This window comes from Paenibacillus sp. FSL H8-0282 (genome assembly GCF_037963825.1).
GTDB lineage: Bacteria > Bacillota > Bacilli > Paenibacillales > Paenibacillaceae > Paenibacillus_AQ > Paenibacillus_AQ odorifer.
The window spans coordinates 3,144,130-3,162,382 of record NZ_CP150146.1 but is presented as its reverse complement, the minus strand read 5'-3'; the positions used below and the strand labels follow the sequence as shown (position 1 = coordinate 3,162,382).

The following is an 18,253-nucleotide window of genomic DNA, read 5'->3' as shown; positions in this document are numbered from 1 at the left end:
TAGCAAAGTCTATTCTTTAAACAACCCATGCACACTGCACTAGCGGTAAAATCAATTTTTCGCTCTATACAAACAACCGCCGTTGTTTATAAGTCTAGACTTTGCATAGAGCTGATCGCTAATCTTCTCACGATTGTACACCCTCCTTTTTAATGTGTAATTACTTGTTCCAAAATACGCTCTGCTGTTTTTTCTCCATTCGCAATACAATCTGGAATGCCTACACCATAATAGGAGCATCCAGCAAGGATAACATTAGGATACCTGTCTGTCATCTTCTTCTCTAAGGATACTACAATTTGATGATGAAGTTTATGGTAATTTGGCATTACATCATGCCATTTGGTCACATCGTAGGTAGCTGGCTGTCCTGTTATCCCGAGACTGGTCTGTATATCTTTCAAAGCCACCTTCAATAGTTCCTCTTCAGATAGCTTGATCAACGAATCATAATGAGGGTTTGAGCTTTTATAAAAGAGTCTGACAAGCAGACGCTGTTGTCCTGACGTATGCTCCCACTTGCGACTTGTCCACGTACACGCATTACATAGAACATCATCGCTGTTGGCAGTGATGAACCCTGTGCCATTCGCAGGCAGCTGACTGTCGGGGATATCAAATCCTAAATATACACTAATCATAGAACTATTATATAACTGATTGAAATCTTCATTTAGTTCTTCGTCTTGAAGTAGCGCTTGTGCAGTAGAATGCATCGTTCCAAGTACGACAACATCGGAGTCTATGATTCGTCCATCTGCCAAAGTTACCTGGTACTGCTCTCCACGCTTCTCAATTCTTTCGGCACGAATCCCTTTGATGACCTCCGAATTAGAAAGATGTTCTTCCATAGAGTCGATCAAGGCAGATACACCTCCCTTGAATGACATGAACTTCTTATCACCATTCCCTTGAAATTTGGCTTTATTTGCGGATAAGCCTTGAATAATACTGCCGTATTCATTCTTATAATCAATCAAATAAGGCAGCGTCGAGGCAATTGTAAGTTCGCTTAGCTTCCCGGAATATACACCTGAAAGAACAGGTGAAATTTGCTTCTCGACAAGTTCTTTTCCAAAAAAAGCTTCTAGAAAATCACCCACGGAATCGTTTTTCGTAAACTTATTATTGGGAGTGTAGAAATCTTTGAGTGCTTCAACCTTTCCTTCAGCTGAGATCAGTTCTGTTGTAGCAAGCGACTCCATACTGAGCGGAATGCCAAAGACTGCATCTTTAGGAATTTGCTTCAGTTTACCTTCTGTATAAATAAAGGATATTCCTGTCGCGTTATATACAACCTCATTTTGTATACCCAACTCTTCAATCAGAGGTGCAACATTCGTTTTACGGGTGACAATAGAATCTGCCCCAGACTCCATAATGAAGTCTTCTTGTTTTAGTGTTCTGATTTTGCCGCCCAGTCTATCGCTGGCTTCAACCAAAATGATTTTTACATCTAGCTTGTTATGCTCTATAGATTTCTGTAAATAGTAAGCGGTAGACAATCCAGTAATTCCCCCGCCAATCACGACAACTGTTCTCAATTCGTTGACACCTACCTCGTGGTTATAATCTGTTCAATTCAATTGTGTACATTATATCATAGGAATTTATAAGAATTTACATACCAACGTGTCAGATATGACACAAAAAAGCCGCGTTAAACGCGGCAATGTTGGGGTAATAGTTATATATTTTCCTGTTTCAATGCATCGATAATGTTCTCTTTTTTCACTTTTGAGCTTGAATATAACATGGCTGCGCTAACGATGATAAACACTGCCAATATGACACACAAGATACTCATCCACGGAAGTGTGAATCCATAAGAGAAGCTGCTCATCATTGATCTATAAATCAAGTACATAATAACGATACTAATCGGAAGCCCATATAGTAGTGACTTTATTCCATAAAAAACACTTTCGTAATTAATCATTTTATTAAAACCATTTGGCGTCATGCCCACAGACTTCAGCATCGCAAACTCTCTTTTACGAAGAGATATGCTAGTTGATATCGTATTAAAAATATTCGCAATTGATATTAAAGTAATCAAAGCAATAAAACCATAGGTGAAAATAGACATTAACATGATCATCTGCTCACTATTTTGTCTATTTTGATACACATTTTGAACATAGATATTCCGCTCTTTCATTTCCTCTATGGCTTGTTGTGTTGCTAATGGGTTTGTGCTGTTCAAGTTAAGCCGGCTTTGAATATCTTTGCTCATCGCATCATTTGTTAGTTTATCGAAGACTTGTTCAGAGACGATGATGTTTATTCCACCAACCATTGCTGAATGTACTCCCATTGGACGTTTATCAGTTAAAGCGACAATTTTTACTGGTGATAAATCCGTCTCTTTTTTGGTATCCCAATCCGTATAAATAAGCTCAAGCTTTTGGCCGACTTCAGAGTGAAAAGCTTTGGTCTCAACAATTTTTTTGGCTTTCTCATCCTCAAAGGTAACCGTATCATTCACAATAGCAGTCATCTGATCAAGCTTCGTTAGATGTTCATAATTTATACCGACCGTTTCTGCATAGGTTTTCAAACTCTGTTCATTTAGTGCAAAGATCTGAATATAGTAAGGATATTTCCCGTTCTTTAGAACACTCTTATCCGCCTGCACAATCTCTTGCAATTCTTTTGCCATATTTTTCTCATCAATCCATGAACTCACACTGAGTTCCCTAGTCACATTATATTCCGTTATATTAGGTAATTTGGATATCGAGTTCGTCAACCGGTCCACTTTTTGAGCGTCCTCAGTCCCCATATATACTTGAATATCATAGTTCAAACCATCCTGTGAGAGTTCTACCGACCTTCTCATATTAGAAGTGAACGCTGATACAGATAAAAACAAAACAATACTAATGACAAGTGAGAACACGGTTGCTTGGTACCTGCGTTTATTTCTCTTTAAATTCTTCAAACCAATTTCTGCTTCAATACCAAACAATCTGCGCACGAACTTGGATGTTTTCACCGCTTTACCTGAGAGCTTAACATCGGTTGTTTGTCTGATCGCATCAATTGCCGAGATCTTTGAAGCCTTTCTGGCTGGAAGATAGGTGGATATAAAAATTGTCAGTATTGAAACTAAACAAGCGGTTAGTAGAGACAGAGGTGTAACAATCAACGTTAATCTCTCAGTTATCCCTAATACATCTTGAATCATCGAATTGATAAACATAAAAGTGATCCCGATGCCTGCTATACCGCAAATGATCCCAATTGGAATACTAATTAAACCGATAATCATTCCTTCAAAAAACACTGAATTCTGCTTTTGCCACTTTGTAGCCCCTACACTGGAGAGCATCCCTAAATGACGTGCACGCTCCGAGACAGAGATCGCAAAAGCATTATAGATTAAAGAAACGGAACCAATGATAATCACAACCATAATAATTACTGACAATGAAAGAAGTGTGTTACGTAAGCCATCGTTATTCGTCACACCATAATAGCGGAGCAGACTATTATTATAAGAGATCGACTCGATCTTATTTTCTTTTGCTAATTCCTCTGCATGCTTGTATATGGAGCTGTCCACCTTTTTTAATACAACCGTCGCTGTGGTTTTTTCAGCTGCTCCAATCATGCTTTCATCCACATAACTTATGGCAGTATAACCCGGAGACCATGTTGGTTCCCAAGTAGGACGTTTTATCACTCCCACAATCGTATAGTTCATTGATTTTTTATGAATAATCTTTTCAAGCAAGGTATCCTCTTCAGTTCGTAATCGTTCATTCTGAGATAGGGGTTGGCCACTATTTTCATCATCGCTAGTGACACGTTCACCCACATCAAGCGTTAAAGTTTCACCAATCTTGTAAGAGACTTTTGCATTCTTTGCAATCTCCTCAGAAATGACTACTTCGTGGTTTGTCTTCGGGAGTCTACCTTCCAGCAGTTCAATCGGAAATTGTTTAAAACCAGCTGCATTATATTCCTTGATATACCAATAGGGTTTATTCTCATTCTTCCCACCCTCTAAAGGGGCGTAGCCACGATCGTTGGAGATCACTAGGGCTTTTGTCGCATCATCTGTTTCTATCGCTTTGAGCTGAGCTTTAGTAACATTTCTATATTGGACATGCCATTCTCCATTTGTAGAGATACTTTGCTTCTTCATTAATTCCATAAAAGAAAAACCTAACGTCGCCACAGCCGTTACCATAGCTACTGAAATGATAACTCCAATGATAGTTACCAATGTTCTTCGCTTATTCTGTTTCAAATGTCTTATAGTTAATTTGTTTACGATATTCACGGACGAATCACCTCATCTTTAGCGATCCTTCCATCTTCAATAGTAATGACCCGATCTGCTTGCAAGGCAATACGTTCATCGTGAGTAATCACAATCAGTGTTTGATTATACGTTTTATTAAACATTTTTAATAATTCAATAATTTCACTGCTATTCTTGCTGTCAAGATTACCAGTTGGCTCATCTGCCAGCATAATTGCAGGGTTACTAATTAATGCTCTGCCTATGGATACCCGCTGCTGCTGTCCGCCTGATAGCTGATTCGGCAGATGGTTTAAACGATTTTCCAAATTTAACGCCTTCACGGTATCTGCAAATTGCTTCTTATCCACTTTATGCTGATCGAGCAGCAACGGAAGTGTGATATTCTCTTCAACCGTCAGCACCGGTATGAGATTATAGAACTGATAAATAAGACCAATTTGTCTGCGTCTAAAGATCGCCAGCTGTGTTTCATTCAAATCATAAATATCCGTGTTATCTACAAATACTTTACCACTTGTCGGTCTATCCACCCCACCTAATAAATGCAGAATCGTTGATTTTCCTGAGCCGGATGGTCCAATAATCGCTACGAATTCACCTTTTTTAATTGAAAAAGATACATCATCCAGAGCCTTTACTGCGGTCTCGCCTTTACCATATGTTTTAGACAGATGTTCAATCTTTAAAATATCCATTGTTAGACCCCCATTTGTTGATGAGATCAGTATATCTGTCTACAATGACTCTTCAGTGACTCTTAAGTGACATTCTAGTCACTAAGCCATAAGTGTTAAATCACTTGCTTGTAAAATTTGATCCGAAATTGTGTACCCTTTCCTACTTCACTCACCACATCAATCGTGCCGTTTTGTTCAGTGATAATACTTTGCGCCAAGGCAAGTCCAATTCCAACGCTGTCTTCGTTTGCATTTGTACCCTTGTAGAATCGTTTGAAAATATAGGGGATCTCTGCCTTAGGAATTCCTTTGCCATTATCAGTAATGACAATTTCCGTGAACAGCGTGTTTTCTGCAAAAGAAATCGTAATCTCTCCCCCAGCAGGTGTATGCTCTACACAGTTTTTCAGAATATTAATCATCGCCTCAGTTGTCCAATTGTAATCGCCTATTAATGAGGTAGCGTCTTCACCTTCGATTAGGATCCGTTGCTCCTTAATATCCATTGGAATCAGTATGGGCTCCATAGATTTCTGAACAAGCTTCTTTACTTTTATTGAATCTTTTTTAAATTGAATGGTTCCGGCATCGATCTTTGAGAACTTTAATAATGAAGAAACCAGCCAGCCAACCCGATCGAGCTGAAGGCTGATTTTCCGCGTAAATTCTATTCTTTTCTCAACGTCCAGATCAGGATCGCTTAATAAATCTGCCATCACGGTCATGGAGGTAAGTGGTGTTTTGAGCTGATGGGAGATGTCGGAGATCGCATTGGTAAGCTTTATTTTATCCTCTTGCAAAAGCAAACGCTGCTCCGATAACATCAACGTCACCTTATAAATATCATTTTTCAGGATACTAAGCTCGCCTTCCTGATTATCACGAACATCGAGCGAATAATTACCACTGCTAATTTGACGTAGATACCCTGAAAGCTTCTCAATTTCGCGGTATCTCCAGCGGGTAAATAATAAACAACAACCTATAAGCAGAACTGAAGTTACCGCCGTGATCCCCATCGCTGCTGATGAAATAAATGCCGTTCCTATAATCGCCAGAAGGCTGATCGTAGTCATCGTTAGTAATAACCATCTAAATTCTCTGTTTCGTAACATCTAATCACCAACCTTATACCCTAAACCGCGTACTGTTTTGATCAGTGTGGGTTCTTGCGGGTTATCCTCTAACTTTTCCCTTAAGCGTTTAATATACACAGACAATGTATTATCATTTACAAATTCTCCGGCGACATCCCAAATCCGCTCTAACAGCTGATTTCTGGAAAGGACTTGTCCCACATGATTAGCAAATATCAGAAGCAGACGATATTCTAATGCTGTTAGCAGAACTTCATCGCCGTTCTTATAAACTTTTCCTTCAAGCGTATTAATCCGTATATTCTCTAGTTCAAAATTAGATGGAGTTTGAGCCTGCTTGTTATATCTCCTTAACACCGATTTAATGCGTGATAACAGCTCGCGAATCCGAAATGGCTTAGTTATGTAATCGTCTGCTCCCATATCAAGTCCCATCACTACATTAACTTCGTCATCAATCGCAGTTAAAAAGATGACCGGAATATCGCTCCGCTCCTTCACGATCTTACACAGATCATATCCGCTGCCATCCGGTAGAGAGAGATCAAAAATGCAAAGTGTTACTTCAGATAACCGCTCCGCCAACACCCTCCTAGCAGAGGTTGCATCATAACATAAAATAGTTTCAAAATGATCCTGCTGCAAGGAATATTCAAGTCCTGAAGCAATCGTTCTATCGTCCTCTACGAGCAATATTCTCATCAATGTTCATCCTAACCTAATAATTTGCGAAACTGTCATATTGAAAAAGCACTACACTTATATTGATGAATTTGCTGAAATCCTAAACGGAGCGCTAGCTTTCGGGAAGCTTCATTATCTAATGAACAGTCCCAGTAAGGTGTAAAACCATTTGTAAGTATATCCTCCGCTACTAAGGCCGCTAAATTAGTCCCCACTCCTCTATTCTGATACTTGGAGAGAGTTTCAATTCCGATAGCATGAGTATCTTCCGTAACGAAACTAGAATAACACACACCCATAATCTCAGTTCCATCAACAGCAGCATATCCATAGCCTTTTGCCCTAAAGTCTTCTTTCGATGACCAGAATAAATCAATATTGTCATGTACAAATTCTATATTCTTTAGATCTAAGTCCTCCCAGTCCAGCATTTTAAGATTTATAATTCTAATCGCATTATTAAGGGACTCAACGGGCTTGTGGAATAACTTGAACACCATTTGTTCAAAAGGATATAGCTTCCTAGAAGGAAACATCAATGCCAGATTCCATTCATTGTGTTGACCTGAGACTTCAAAATACTCCAGCCCAAGCTTTTTCATCCTCGGTACAATCTGACTGGATACATAACTATCTAAGCTTTTAATAAATATCTCATTGGTGTGATCGCCTATAATATAAAATCCTTGCATCCCCTTACTCCATACCAACGCGCTTTTTGGTGTTACAAGTTGATCTACAAAAATCCAACCCGGATTATTTCCCTCGATAATGGAGAGAATTTCAGGATGAATAGGAGCACCTGTAAGTAACGGTTTCACTTCATTAAAATCCTGTTGAGATAACTCATGCATATGAACACTCCTCGCCAACAATTTATCTAAATCACTGATCAATACTTAAAAAGATTAAATCCCCTTTGTATATTCTATAAGATAATTCAGCAAATTGCTTATTATAAAATCCGATCCGGGTATCCTAAATAAAAAAAGAATTGGACCCAATGCTTGACGCACAGGCCCAATCCTTTATTTGAAGTATCCTTAATGATCGAAATCAGCTTGCATTATTGACCTATCATACCACCATCGACTGTATATAGAGAACCCGTTACGAATGAAGCCTCATCCGACAGAAGGAAGTTCATCACAGCGGCAACCTCTTGCGGTTCTCCGTAGCGTCCCATAGGTGTTGCAGCTTCGTTAGCTGCCTTGTATTCTTCTGCGCTTCCAAAATTATTTTCAATTTTACGCATCATTTGTGTATTGATCGTTCCTGGGAGTACCGCATTTACACGAATACCAAGTGGTGCAAGCTCATTTGCAGCTACGCGAGTCAGACCAATTACAGCATGCTTAGACATAATATAAGGGGCCATACCTGGTGCACCCATGAGTCCTGCCAGAGATGAAGTGTTCAGAATAGCACCTGAGTTTTGTTTTTTCATCACAGGAATTACATAATGTAGTCCAAGAAATACACCACGTACATTGACGTTATATACAAGATCAAGTGCTTTAACGTTAAGCTCTTCGATTTGACCTGCCGGACCTTCAATTCCGGCATTGTTTGCAAAATAATCAATGGTTCCAAATTTTTCTACCGCTTTATTAACATAATTCTGAACGTCTTCTTCATTAGAGACATCCGCAGCTACAGCTAAAGAGTTAGATTCATTTAAGCCTAAATCTTGGATGACATTTTTTATCGCTTCTTCATTCAGATCGACAAGTACAAGATTCAGTTTACGATCAGACAATCGACGGGCAAGCTCTTTACCGATTCCACCTGCAGCTCCAGTAATTACAGCAGTTTTTACATATGATTCACTCATTGTATGTTCGCATCCTTTGTTATGAATTGGCTATATATTATAGTCTTAGGAGATGGGATAACCTATCTCTATTACTAGAGTACACCCCATTAGTTAACCTGTTCAATAATCAGAATTTTAAGTAATGTCGCCTAACCAACATACTTGCTCTACGTGTTTACTTATGTCTAAATCTTGAACATTAGCTGATCTTTTGTTACTTTTAAAGTAAGAACTATAAATGAACGATAAAAAGATCATAGCTGGAGGTAGTTTTTTTGATACAGGAAGAAAATGAAGACAGAAGAACCAGAAGAACACGCCAAGCTCTGAAATCTGCATTCGTTGAGCTAATATTGGAAAATAGCTATGATTCAGTTACGATATTGGACGTGACTAATCGAGCGGATTACAATCGAGGGACTTTTTATAAACATTTTGAGAGTAAAGAGGCTTTGCTTAAGGAAATACATGATGAATTTCTACAGGGTATAGGTGAGGCGCTATTAGAACCTTATGAGGGATTGGAACGTATTGAGGCAACGGAGGTCTTCCCTTCCATTCTGCAGCTGTTCGAATATATTGAGGAGTATAAAGCGGAGTTTTTAGCCTTATCCGCAGTGGAACGAGGGAAAATGACTGTTGAACTGTTCGACCGTTTACGGGAATCCATGCGTGAGGATATGCGAATTGAGATAGAAGCTGATGCTGCTCCTGTGGATTATGAAATTATGTTGAGTTACCAAATGTCTGCTACAGTAGGTGTCATTATGCACTGGGCTGAAGTCAATTTCAAATATTCGGCGAGCTATATGGCAGAACAGTTAATTACACTGGTGAACAGCAAAATAGACCATATAGCTTTTATGAAAAAATCTAATGGGTAAGAAATGAATTGCAAGTGCCATATATAGGAACGAAATTTAAAAAACCAGCGCATTGAGAGATGATCTCAAATGCGCTGGTTTTTAGTAGCAGTGCTCTACTCAGCGAATATCTTTTACTCGAATATTGCTTCCTAACAGGCCCGAATCACTACTTAATCTGAATGACGGGTAATTCTCATCTGCTTCAAGTCGCATCTGTTCATCAAATAAAGATTCCTGTTGACGGTCCACAAAAAAAGTAAAGGGCTCTTTCTGAACTTCCATATCTGTAGCATGGGGTTCACTAATAATCTGAATTACGATCACGCCATTACAACCACAGCCCTCTGTATCGAAGAACAATTTAAAATAACCTGGTCGTTCACCAAGGTTTTCATTTAACTTTTCTGTAGTTAGAGAGTTCAATTGTATGAACATTGGATGATCTGCTCCTTATTTATAATTGAGTTACTACTTTCCCAAAGTATAGATTGATTTGCTTTCACTCTCGTGTGACTGCCATCACTTCTATTTTGACAAACATGAGTCTGAGGATAAATTAAGCCGACTTTTGAGTCTCCCGGGCACCACCTAGCTTAAACACTAGAATACCGCCAACAATCACAAGTACTCCGACCAACTGCTTCCAGGTGAATGGAACCTTTTCAAGCCCTAACCAGCCGAGGGAATCCCACAATAAAGCAAACCCAAGCTGAGAGATTAATACGATCGAGATCGCATAGGTTGGCCCAAGACGTTTGGTGCCTTGCACGAGACAGATTACTACACCCACCCCGATCAATCCGCTGATCCAGTACCAAGGCTCCATATTTCGCAAAGTAAATATTCGGCCGCCTTCAAAGATAAGACTCATGATAAAGGAAGCCAGAAAACCCAACCCTAATACTAACGTCGTTGTGGCCCAAGATCCAACCTTTTGATTAACCTTCGTATTAAAAATATTTTGTAAACTAACGAATGAACCCGCGACAAGCGCTAATATTAACCCTAAAATCATAACGTAACTCCTCCAGTTGTTGAATGTATTCTCAGAATTTCAAAATCACTACTCCCGCAATCATCAACCCTATCCCAATAAACTGTGGGAGTCTCATTTGTCGTTTTTCCATCCCAAACCAGCCTTTAATATCAATTAAGAAGGTCAAGCATAGCTGTGCAATCAGCAATGTCGATATAGTAAAAGTAACGCCAATCTGTTGAATGGCAGTGACTTCACTGAAAATTACGACTGCGGCAAAAGATCCGCCAATTAGATATAATGGTTTTACTTCTTTTATTCCTTGCCATTTCCCATCTCTAGCAAATAAGAGGATTAGTAACGACATGATAAATCCTGTTAACTGTGTAATTGTCGCAGCTTGCCAAGTCCCAATATCTTGACTAATTCGAGCATTAGATACTCCTTGCAGAGTGATACAAGCCCCCGCTAAAAACGCAAATATAATTCCTCTCATTTCTCTCTCTCCTCAACTTCGATCTCTTACATATTAAAAAGCAATTCAGGCCTTTAAAAAAGGACATCTGTCCTAAACCAAAATAAACGATGTTGTTGCCCCTATAAGCCTTTCGTATATTTTCAAAAAAAAGACCGCCTCAAGCCATCTCTTAGGCTTAAAACGGGCTTTCAGAACTTTAAATTGTGAATTAGGAAAGTAATTTATGCTCATGCAATTGATCGAAAATGATCTGTGTAACGACTGAAACACGATTTCGATCCTTATAAGATAACCAGGATAACTCTTCAATTTCCGACGCAGGACTAAGTGTACCTTCAAAATCCGCGATATAACATGTCATTTTAACTATGACGCCTTCAGCTTTACCGTGAGCTTCCGCTTCAAAGGTTCCAAAATAGGAGATGGTTTCTGGTTTAATACGAACAGAGATCTCTTCCTCGATTTCGCGCACGAGCGTCTCCTCGTCTGTTTCTCCAGCTTCTCTTTTTCCTCCAGGCAAATAATAGGTATCTTTCCCTTTGGAACGCGCACACAAAACTTGTCCATTCTGAATATGAATCCATGCAATTTTATCAATGATTGTAGTCATACAGTTCTCCCCATATTTTTTTCTAATAATTATATCATACAGCCAAGACCATCTATTTATACAACGTCTATATTTGATTTTTGTATGTGCAGCTTAGCTTTGGCCTGAGGTACATGATGAAGCAAATAGTACGCAGCAAGAGAAAGAAGTGTTACTCCCCCCGCAACCTCATACATCATTCGGTAATCCGTATAAGAAGCAATTAAACCCATGAAATACGAGCCCGCTCCATAACCCAAATCAAATAACAAGAAAAAGGTCCCATTCGCACTACCTCTACGATCTTTAGCCGCTAATTTAAGCGCAATAGTCTGGAAACATGGCATAAGTGCACCATATCCAATTCCCATAATGACACCAGACATCATTAACATCAAACCAGACCGAGCTTGACTTAAACTAAGCAATCCAACGGCGAAGATTAGAATTCCGGGATAGATGAGAATATGCTCATTATATTTATCGAATACTTTACCTATAACCGGGCGAAACAATACAATCATAATTGCAAAAGCCACAAAAAAATAACCAGTAAGCTGTGATTGATGAATTTCTTTCGTAAAAGAAGCTATAAATCCAGACAAGGAGCTGTAGGAAAAAGCAAGCGTAAATCCGACAAGTGATATCGGCAAGGCTTTCGGCTCGATTACGTCTCTCCAGCGAAGCCCTTTTCGCGTCTTAGCAGGTTTCTTAACAGCTTCAATAACGTTAGCCTTATCTTCTTTTGGCATCCGAACACCTAACGTGAATAACAGCGAGAGAGCGGCAATCACACACACGCCTAACAGTAGTACATTAATATTCTCATCTTTCCAGAGAAAAAGACCCAATGCGGGTCCAATGACCATAGCAATGCTCATAAACATGCTAAAATAACCGATGCCTTCTCCTTGACGTGAATAAGGAATTAGCGTCGAGGCTATTGTACTAGTAGCTGTCGAGGCAACAGCATAACTCATTCCGTGTAGGAAACGAATTACCAGGAATAATACAATTCCATTAGATCCGAAGTAACCAATACAGGCGATTAGAAATATGGTTAGCCCAATAACCGCCATTTTCTTTTTGCCGAATTTATCGACCCATTGTCCCGAAAAAGGACGGATCAAAACTCCCCCTATTACATAGATAGTAATCGCTAACCCCATTTGCTGCTGATTCCCGTGTAAGCTTTCCTTTACGTATAACGGGAATGCAGTTGCCAGAATGTAAAAGGTCAGGAACATAAAAAAACTACTTAAGCAAACAACAATAAAATTCCGGGTCCATATTTTCTCTCTAATCACAACAGACTCTCTCCATCCTACCTATAACTTTTTATATGTTACAATAGTATAGGACTGAAAATTAATTAAGTAAAATACATATTATATGATCGATAGATCACATTAGAGTTATAAGTAAAGTGAGGTTTTTGTTATGGAATTCCTTCAGCTTCAATATTTTCAGGCAGTTGCACGCCATGAACACATGACTAAGGCCGCAAAAGAATTAAATGTATCTCAGCCCTCCCTTAGTAATTCCATACAGCGTTTAGAGAAAAACTTAGGTGTTCCCTTATTCGAGCGACAAGGCAGAAATATAAAATTGAACGAATTCGGAAAAACCTATCTGCAACGTGTCGAGCAAGCTTTTATGGAACTTGAAGAAGGACAGCGTGAGCTCACAGATATGGCTGGACTTGAACATGGTGTAATTTCCATTGCGGCCACACTCCCGTATGTATTGCCCACTTTACTAAAAGAATTTCTTACCCTTCATCCGCATGTACGGATCATCCAACGTCAGCTCGGCTCTGCGTTAGAAATGAGAAATGATTTAGAGAGTGCAGCGATTGATTTTTGCATATCATCTACACCTGTTACCGGACCAGATATCGAGTGGCTTACCTTAGCAGAAGAAGAATTATGTTTAACTGTGCCCAAGAATCATCGCTTTGCTAATCGAAAGAGTATTTCTTTGATAGAAGCTGCAGGTGAGAATTTCATTTCTTTATCTTCTAGATATAATTTCCGTGAAATTTCAGATGAATTTTGCCGACAAGCTGGATTTGAACCTCAAATTACGTTCGAGCTTGAAGAAGTAAGCGCCATTCAAACCCTAGTAGAAATGGGACTAGGAATCACCTTCACCCTCCCTCTCTCCTTAGGCAGAAGAAGTCAAAATACAGAAATTGTTCAATTAAAAATAACAGAACCACTATGTCAACGCTCTTTTGGCATCGCATGGAGCAGAAAGCACTTTTTATCGCAAGCAGCTATACATTTCCGGAAATTTGCTGTGGATTTTTTCAGTAAACCTCATGAATATAATTAAGGTAAAAACTACTATGCTAAGCATTTTTAGTTATACCAAGATGATTGTAAAACGTACATATCTGCATAAATCCCTTTATTATTTATTAAGTCTTGATGCTGCCCCACTTCAGCTATACTTCCATTATCAATAACATAGATCGTATCAACATTTTTCGCCCAGCCCAGTCTATGTGAAATGAAGATGGCAGCTTTATCTTGGCAGATATCTAATAATTGTGTATAGATCTGCATCTCAGCATTCGGATCAATCGCAGAAGTAGGTTCGTCAAACACTATAAGATCCGCATCATTATATAACGCACGCGCTATCGCCAGCTTTTGCCACTGTCCGCCTGATAGCTGCCTGCTTCCTTCAAGCATTTGACCTAACCTTACATCTAGTCCCCCTAATTCGTAAAACAAATCCATCAGCTCACATTTTTCCAGAATACTTAGTATTTTCACATCGTCCGCCGAAGATTTGGCATCACCCAACAGGATGTTTTCTCTTAGTGTCATTTCGAATTTAATAGAATGCTGGTACACGACGGATACTTTACCTTGAGGTTCTGGACTGTCTTTCCAGTAAATAGATCCAGAACTAGCAGTGTACTGCCCTAATAACAATTTGATCAAGGTAGACTTTCCTGCTCCATTTTCTCCAACGATGGCTATTTTCTCACCGGGCTTTATGACCATATTGATGTTAGATAAAACATACTTACTGGATTTGGCGTATTTAAAATAGACATTTGAAACGGTAATAGGAAGCATAGCTTCAGAGCTGTTATTGATATTATTTTTTTGGAAATCTCTATTTTTATAGGTAAGCACTTCATTTAAGTCATATAATTTACTGCTGCTGATGTAAAGCTTGCTTAGCGGCCAAGTCAAACTCATGATTTTACCACCACAAGTTAACAAAGCCAGAAATAATACTGAGATTGTCCCCACAGTAACTGTATTTGACTCCCCCATTTTACTTAACAGATAGACCAATACGATAAAAATAGCACTCGTCTGAACCATAGCCACAATCATCCCTGTTTTGATTTCGAATTTCCTCGCACTATACCTTTTATCATGCTGCTTCTTCATAAGCTTTGCCCAGAGATCCGTAAAATAGGAGATAGAGTTATAGATTCGCATTTCCCTAATCGCATTAGGATCTTCCAAAGTTACAGCTAGATAATCCCCCATTCTTCCGTCAAAAGTAAGCTCTCGCCCTGTTCTTCTAACTTTAATCTCAGTAAACATTCGAAAAGATAAAGTAGATACGATCATTAAACCCACCACCAGTGTGACTAAAAAATATCCACTTGTAGCCGATAACCAGATGATACTTATAAGTCCTGAGATATTTCCTACACTGGACACCAAAAAACCAGTAATTCCCTCTAAATCTTCTCCAACTATTGTTTTAGCTCTTTGCAGCTTGTTCCCAAACTCTTCATCATCAAAATCCTCAAAGTCAACTTGGTTTGCAATATCTATCAGCTCGGATTGGAAAGCGAGAGTTAGTTCCGCATTCATTCGACTTTTCATTATGTTGGTTATACTCAATGAACAGGCTTGTACTCCATGAATTAAAACAAACCATAGAATCGGAATAAAGGTTATCGCACCAGCAGCTACTGCATTAATGATATGAACTTGAACAGAATACGAGTAAAAAGTTAATAATCCACTGATTATAGGAACTATGATCGTTATTGTTGAGATTACTGGACTTTTTCCAATCATCCGTGCCAGTATCGTTAAAATATTCTTAAGGTCTCTTCTCAGCAGAATCTCTCCTTTCTCAGCCATATAAAGAGGACTGGCGGTTAAACATTCCCCTGTACTTACCATCCAATATCATTAATTCTTCATGTGTTCCACTTTCAACGATCTCTCCATGCTCAAACAGAAAAATTCTATCAACAAATTTGGACATATATAGCCGATGTGTCACAATAATGGAGGTCTGCTGCTCTCCTAATTTCATAAAGGTTTCAAACGCCTGCTGTTCCGCGTAAGGATCAAGGGCTGCAGTAGGTTCATCAAAAATCGTAAGCGAGCCGTTGTTGAGGTAAGCACGTGCAATCGCAAGTCTTTGCCATTGTCCACCAGACAGATCGATCCCCCCAAACTGTGGACCTACTAAAGTGTCCAACGCAACACCATAAGAATCGGCTTCTGCTTTTCTCATCGCAGTTAATAATCTTGAATCGTCATACATGGCAGCAATATTCCCCATGGCTATGTTTTCTCGAATTGGTCTATGTAATTTAGTGAAATCCTGAAATACAACTCTCACACCCTTTGTGACGTTATGAGCCAGAACTTCCTGCTCTCCATTAAACCATTGGATGTTTCCCGCTGTTGGATGGTATAACCCTGCTATCAGCTTGATGAGCGTGGATTTTCCTGAACCATTCTCACCTACAAAAGCAACTCGTTCACCAGGTTTGAGGGTCATGTTTATATTTTTAAGCGTGTCCTGTGCATTGGTTGCATAACGATAATTCAACTGCTGAATTGTGATCTGCATCGCATCGGTATTCCTTATGGAATCTTCCGGATCTCTTTGAACTTGCTCTTCAAGTTCCAAATACGCACTATACTCATTGAAGCGCACGCGACTTTTGGTCAGATCAGAATACATCCTTGTTAGTGCAGGAATGACAATAAATAATTGACTAGATATCTGAAGTAATAATACGAAAAGTCCGGCGCTCTGCCCGCTACCTCCAAGCGTAATTGCTAAAATAGCAATCGTAAGCCCGTTTAATAAAGTCATAATTATACTTTGGGAGAAGCTTAAGGTCTCAGATAAAATAACTTTTCGGTGCATTTGTTTGAAATTTCCATTAAAGAGCTCTTTCATTGTGGTAACCAAGTAGGAGGACATTCCGTACATTCTTACTTCCGGGAGGGTATTTCTACTAACCAGCAAATCAACGATATAATTAATCATTCGTACAGAGGAGGTTTGATTCGCTGAAATGGCCTCTACTTTCCGAGACATCCATCTGATGAGGTAAAGCTGCAGAATTTGTACTACTAAAATGAACATTGCCAGGATATAAAAGCCATAACAGGATAGGACTACGATTAGTGCGATCAATGTTATAAAGTGGATTGTCACCCCGGTCCATTGATCTAACAAATCGATCAGGGAAAGCCGTTTTGCTTTTTCTCTAATCGTTTTTGTTGCGGGATCTTCCAATAAAGCCGTCGATAATTTAGAGGTCTTAGCCAAAATACTATGTTCCAGTTCATAAATACTGGTTGCCGTTAAATTGGTTACAGAAATGGCTCGAAGAGAACCATTGATGCCAGCCAGATATAAAATTAACATCAGTGAACTTACCAATAGTAAGATATGTAGGTAGGCGTTAGTCGTGAAGTTCTGAATGAGGTCAACCACATATTTCGTTATGAACAGCTCTGCAAATAGAATTGGTGGGCTCAGCAGGTTAGTGATAAAATATAAAAGTGAGTTTCTTTTGTCTTTTACATAGAGTAGCTTTACAACGTAGAGAAAGTCAGGCAGATAGCATCTCTCCTTAAGTGTATATTTTTCACTGAAAACTCTTTCCTTTTCAAACGTGGAATCTGATTATAACGTTAATTGTTTATAATTGGAAGAAGTACTTTCAAGCTCACCAAATTATAGGAGTGTGAATTCATGAAACTTCAATTCAACTTATTCCCAGGCGGATTATCAAAGGCGCTCACTATGAGCTATGATGACGGCCAGAAACACGATATCCGCTTGGCTGGTATTTTTGATCAATATGGAATTAAAGGGACCTTCCATTTAAATAGTGCAATGATCAATGCACCTGGGTTCTTATCGCCCGCTGATGTTAAGCATTCGCTCAGGAATCATGAAGTGTCCGCCCATTCCGTTACTCACCCACATCTAGAGCGTCTTCCTTTACCGATGGTAATTGAAGAGTTGTTCGAAGACCGTAAACGATTGGAAAAGCTGGTGGATTATCCAGTGCGAGGCATGTCCTACCCCTACGGTACATACTCTCAGGAGATAATTGCACCACTTCAGTCCGTTGGAATTGAATACAGCCGCACTGTTCACTCTACCAAACAGTTTGATATGCCTCTTAATTTCATGGAATGGCATCCAACCTGCCACCATATTGAAGATCTGCATCAGGTTTGGGAGCGATTCACAATGGAAGGACCCTCCCAGAAACTAAGACTCTGTTATGTTTGGGGCCATAGCTATGAGTTCGCACAGCAGAACAATTGGGAGTTAATCGAAACTTTTTGCCAACAAGCAGGTGGACATTCAGATATTTGGTACGCTACTAATATTGAGATTTATGATTATGTCACTGCCCTGTATTCACTGAAATTAAGTGCCGACAAAACGATTATCCGCAACAATTCTGCCATAGATGTTTGGGTATCTATAAATGATCAACCCGTTCAGATTAAGGGTGGAAGTATGATGACAACGAAATAATC

17 protein-coding genes are annotated in these 18,253 nt (G+C 39.2%); 3 read left to right on the top strand and 14 right to left on the bottom strand.

The features are described 5' to 3' along the window. Positions 1-149 precede the first annotated feature (149 nt). From NST94_RS13935 to NST94_RS13905, 7 genes are all read right to left on the bottom strand, one after another. The gene (locus NST94_RS13935; RefSeq protein WP_076302035.1) at positions 150-1,544 is read right to left on the bottom strand and encodes a protoporphyrinogen oxidase; all 1,395 of its coding nucleotides are present in this window, start codon (positions 1,542-1,544) and stop codon (positions 150-152) included. A gap of 143 nt (positions 1,545-1,687) precedes the next feature. Beyond that, on the bottom strand, positions 1,688-4,291 hold the full coding sequence (locus NST94_RS13930; RefSeq protein WP_076302034.1) for an FtsX-like permease family protein: 2,604 nt from the start codon (positions 4,289-4,291) through the stop codon (positions 1,688-1,690). Beyond that, positions 4,288-4,971 (bottom strand): ABC transporter ATP-binding protein, encoded by a 684-nt coding sequence (locus NST94_RS13925; protein WP_076125806.1) that lies wholly within the window; start codon positions 4,969-4,971, stop codon positions 4,288-4,290. The genes NST94_RS13930 and NST94_RS13925 overlap by 4 nt, the downstream gene beginning before the upstream one ends. A 95-nt stretch (positions 4,972-5,066) precedes the next feature. Then, positions 5,067-6,068 (bottom strand): HAMP domain-containing sensor histidine kinase, encoded by a 1,002-nt coding sequence (locus NST94_RS13920; RefSeq protein ID WP_076302033.1) that lies wholly within the window; start codon positions 6,066-6,068, stop codon positions 5,067-5,069. Beyond that, positions 6,069-6,752: a response regulator transcription factor gene (locus NST94_RS13915; protein WP_076125811.1), complete on the bottom strand. Its 684-nt coding sequence runs from the start codon at positions 6,750-6,752 to the stop codon at positions 6,069-6,071. Positions 6,753-6,787: 35 nt separating this feature from the next. Beyond that, a complete protein-coding gene (locus NST94_RS13910) occupies positions 6,788-7,588 on the bottom strand; it encodes a GNAT family N-acetyltransferase (protein WP_076302032.1) in 801 nt (266 codons plus the stop codon). A 212-nt stretch (positions 7,589-7,800) separates the two neighbouring features. Continuing rightward, a complete protein-coding gene (locus NST94_RS13905) occupies positions 7,801-8,568 on the bottom strand; it encodes an SDR family NAD(P)-dependent oxidoreductase (protein WP_076302031.1) in 768 nt (255 codons plus the stop codon). Positions 8,569-8,825: 257 nt separating this feature from the next. On the opposite strand from NST94_RS13905, the gene NST94_RS13900 reads away from it, so the two are divergent. After that, entirely contained in the window at positions 8,826-9,434 is a 609-nt protein-coding gene (locus tag NST94_RS13900; RefSeq protein ID WP_076302030.1) for a TetR/AcrR family transcriptional regulator, read from the top strand. A 99-nt stretch (positions 9,435-9,533) separates the two neighbouring features. Here NST94_RS13900 and NST94_RS13895 read toward each other — a convergent pair whose 3' ends face one another. The 5 genes from NST94_RS13895 to NST94_RS13875 all read right to left on the bottom strand — a co-directional run bounded on the left by NST94_RS13895 (position 9,534) and on the right by NST94_RS13875 (position 12,766). Next, positions 9,534-9,851, bottom strand: coding sequence for an iron-sulfur cluster biosynthesis family protein (locus NST94_RS13895; RefSeq protein WP_076302029.1), 318 nt, complete (start codon positions 9,849-9,851; stop codon positions 9,534-9,536). Positions 9,852-9,972: 121 nt separating this feature from the next. After that, entirely contained in the window at positions 9,973-10,431 is a 459-nt protein-coding gene (locus tag NST94_RS13890; protein ID WP_076125820.1) for a DMT family transporter, read from the bottom strand. 31 nt (positions 10,432-10,462) lie between these two features. After that, positions 10,463-10,888 (bottom strand): DMT family transporter, encoded by a 426-nt coding sequence (locus NST94_RS13885; RefSeq protein ID WP_076302027.1) that lies wholly within the window; start codon positions 10,886-10,888, stop codon positions 10,463-10,465. 190 nt (positions 10,889-11,078) lie between these two features. Further along, positions 11,079-11,480, bottom strand: a complete 402-nt coding sequence (locus tag NST94_RS13880) for an NUDIX domain-containing protein (protein WP_076125824.1) — start codon at positions 11,478-11,480, stop codon at positions 11,079-11,081. A 56-nt stretch (positions 11,481-11,536) separates the two neighbouring features. Beyond that, positions 11,537-12,766, bottom strand: coding sequence for an MFS transporter (locus NST94_RS13875; protein ID WP_076302026.1), 1,230 nt, complete (start codon positions 12,764-12,766; stop codon positions 11,537-11,539). A 133-nt stretch (positions 12,767-12,899) separates the two neighbouring features. Between NST94_RS13875 and NST94_RS13870 the strand changes: the two genes are divergently transcribed. Next, the gene (locus tag NST94_RS13870) at positions 12,900-13,796 is read left to right on the top strand and encodes a LysR substrate-binding domain-containing protein (RefSeq protein ID WP_076302025.1); all 897 of its coding nucleotides are present in this window, start codon (positions 12,900-12,902) and stop codon (positions 13,794-13,796) included. Between the two features lie 26 nt (positions 13,797-13,822). Here NST94_RS13870 and NST94_RS13865 read toward each other — a convergent pair whose 3' ends face one another. Next, complete coding sequence (locus NST94_RS13865) at positions 13,823-15,628, bottom strand: ABC transporter ATP-binding protein (protein ID WP_081383274.1); 1,806 nt, start codon at positions 15,626-15,628, stop codon at positions 13,823-13,825. Beyond that, entirely contained in the window at positions 15,579-17,135 is a 1,557-nt protein-coding gene (locus NST94_RS13860) for an ABC transporter ATP-binding protein (protein WP_339282088.1), read from the bottom strand. Before NST94_RS13860 ends, NST94_RS13865 begins: the two co-directional genes overlap by 50 nt. Before the next feature lie 315 nt (positions 17,136-17,450). Between NST94_RS13860 and NST94_RS13855 the strand changes: the two genes are divergently transcribed. Further along, complete coding sequence (locus NST94_RS13855) at positions 17,451-18,251, top strand: polysaccharide deacetylase family protein (RefSeq protein WP_076125834.1); 801 nt, start codon at positions 17,451-17,453, stop codon at positions 18,249-18,251. Positions 18,252-18,253 lie beyond the last annotated feature (2 nt).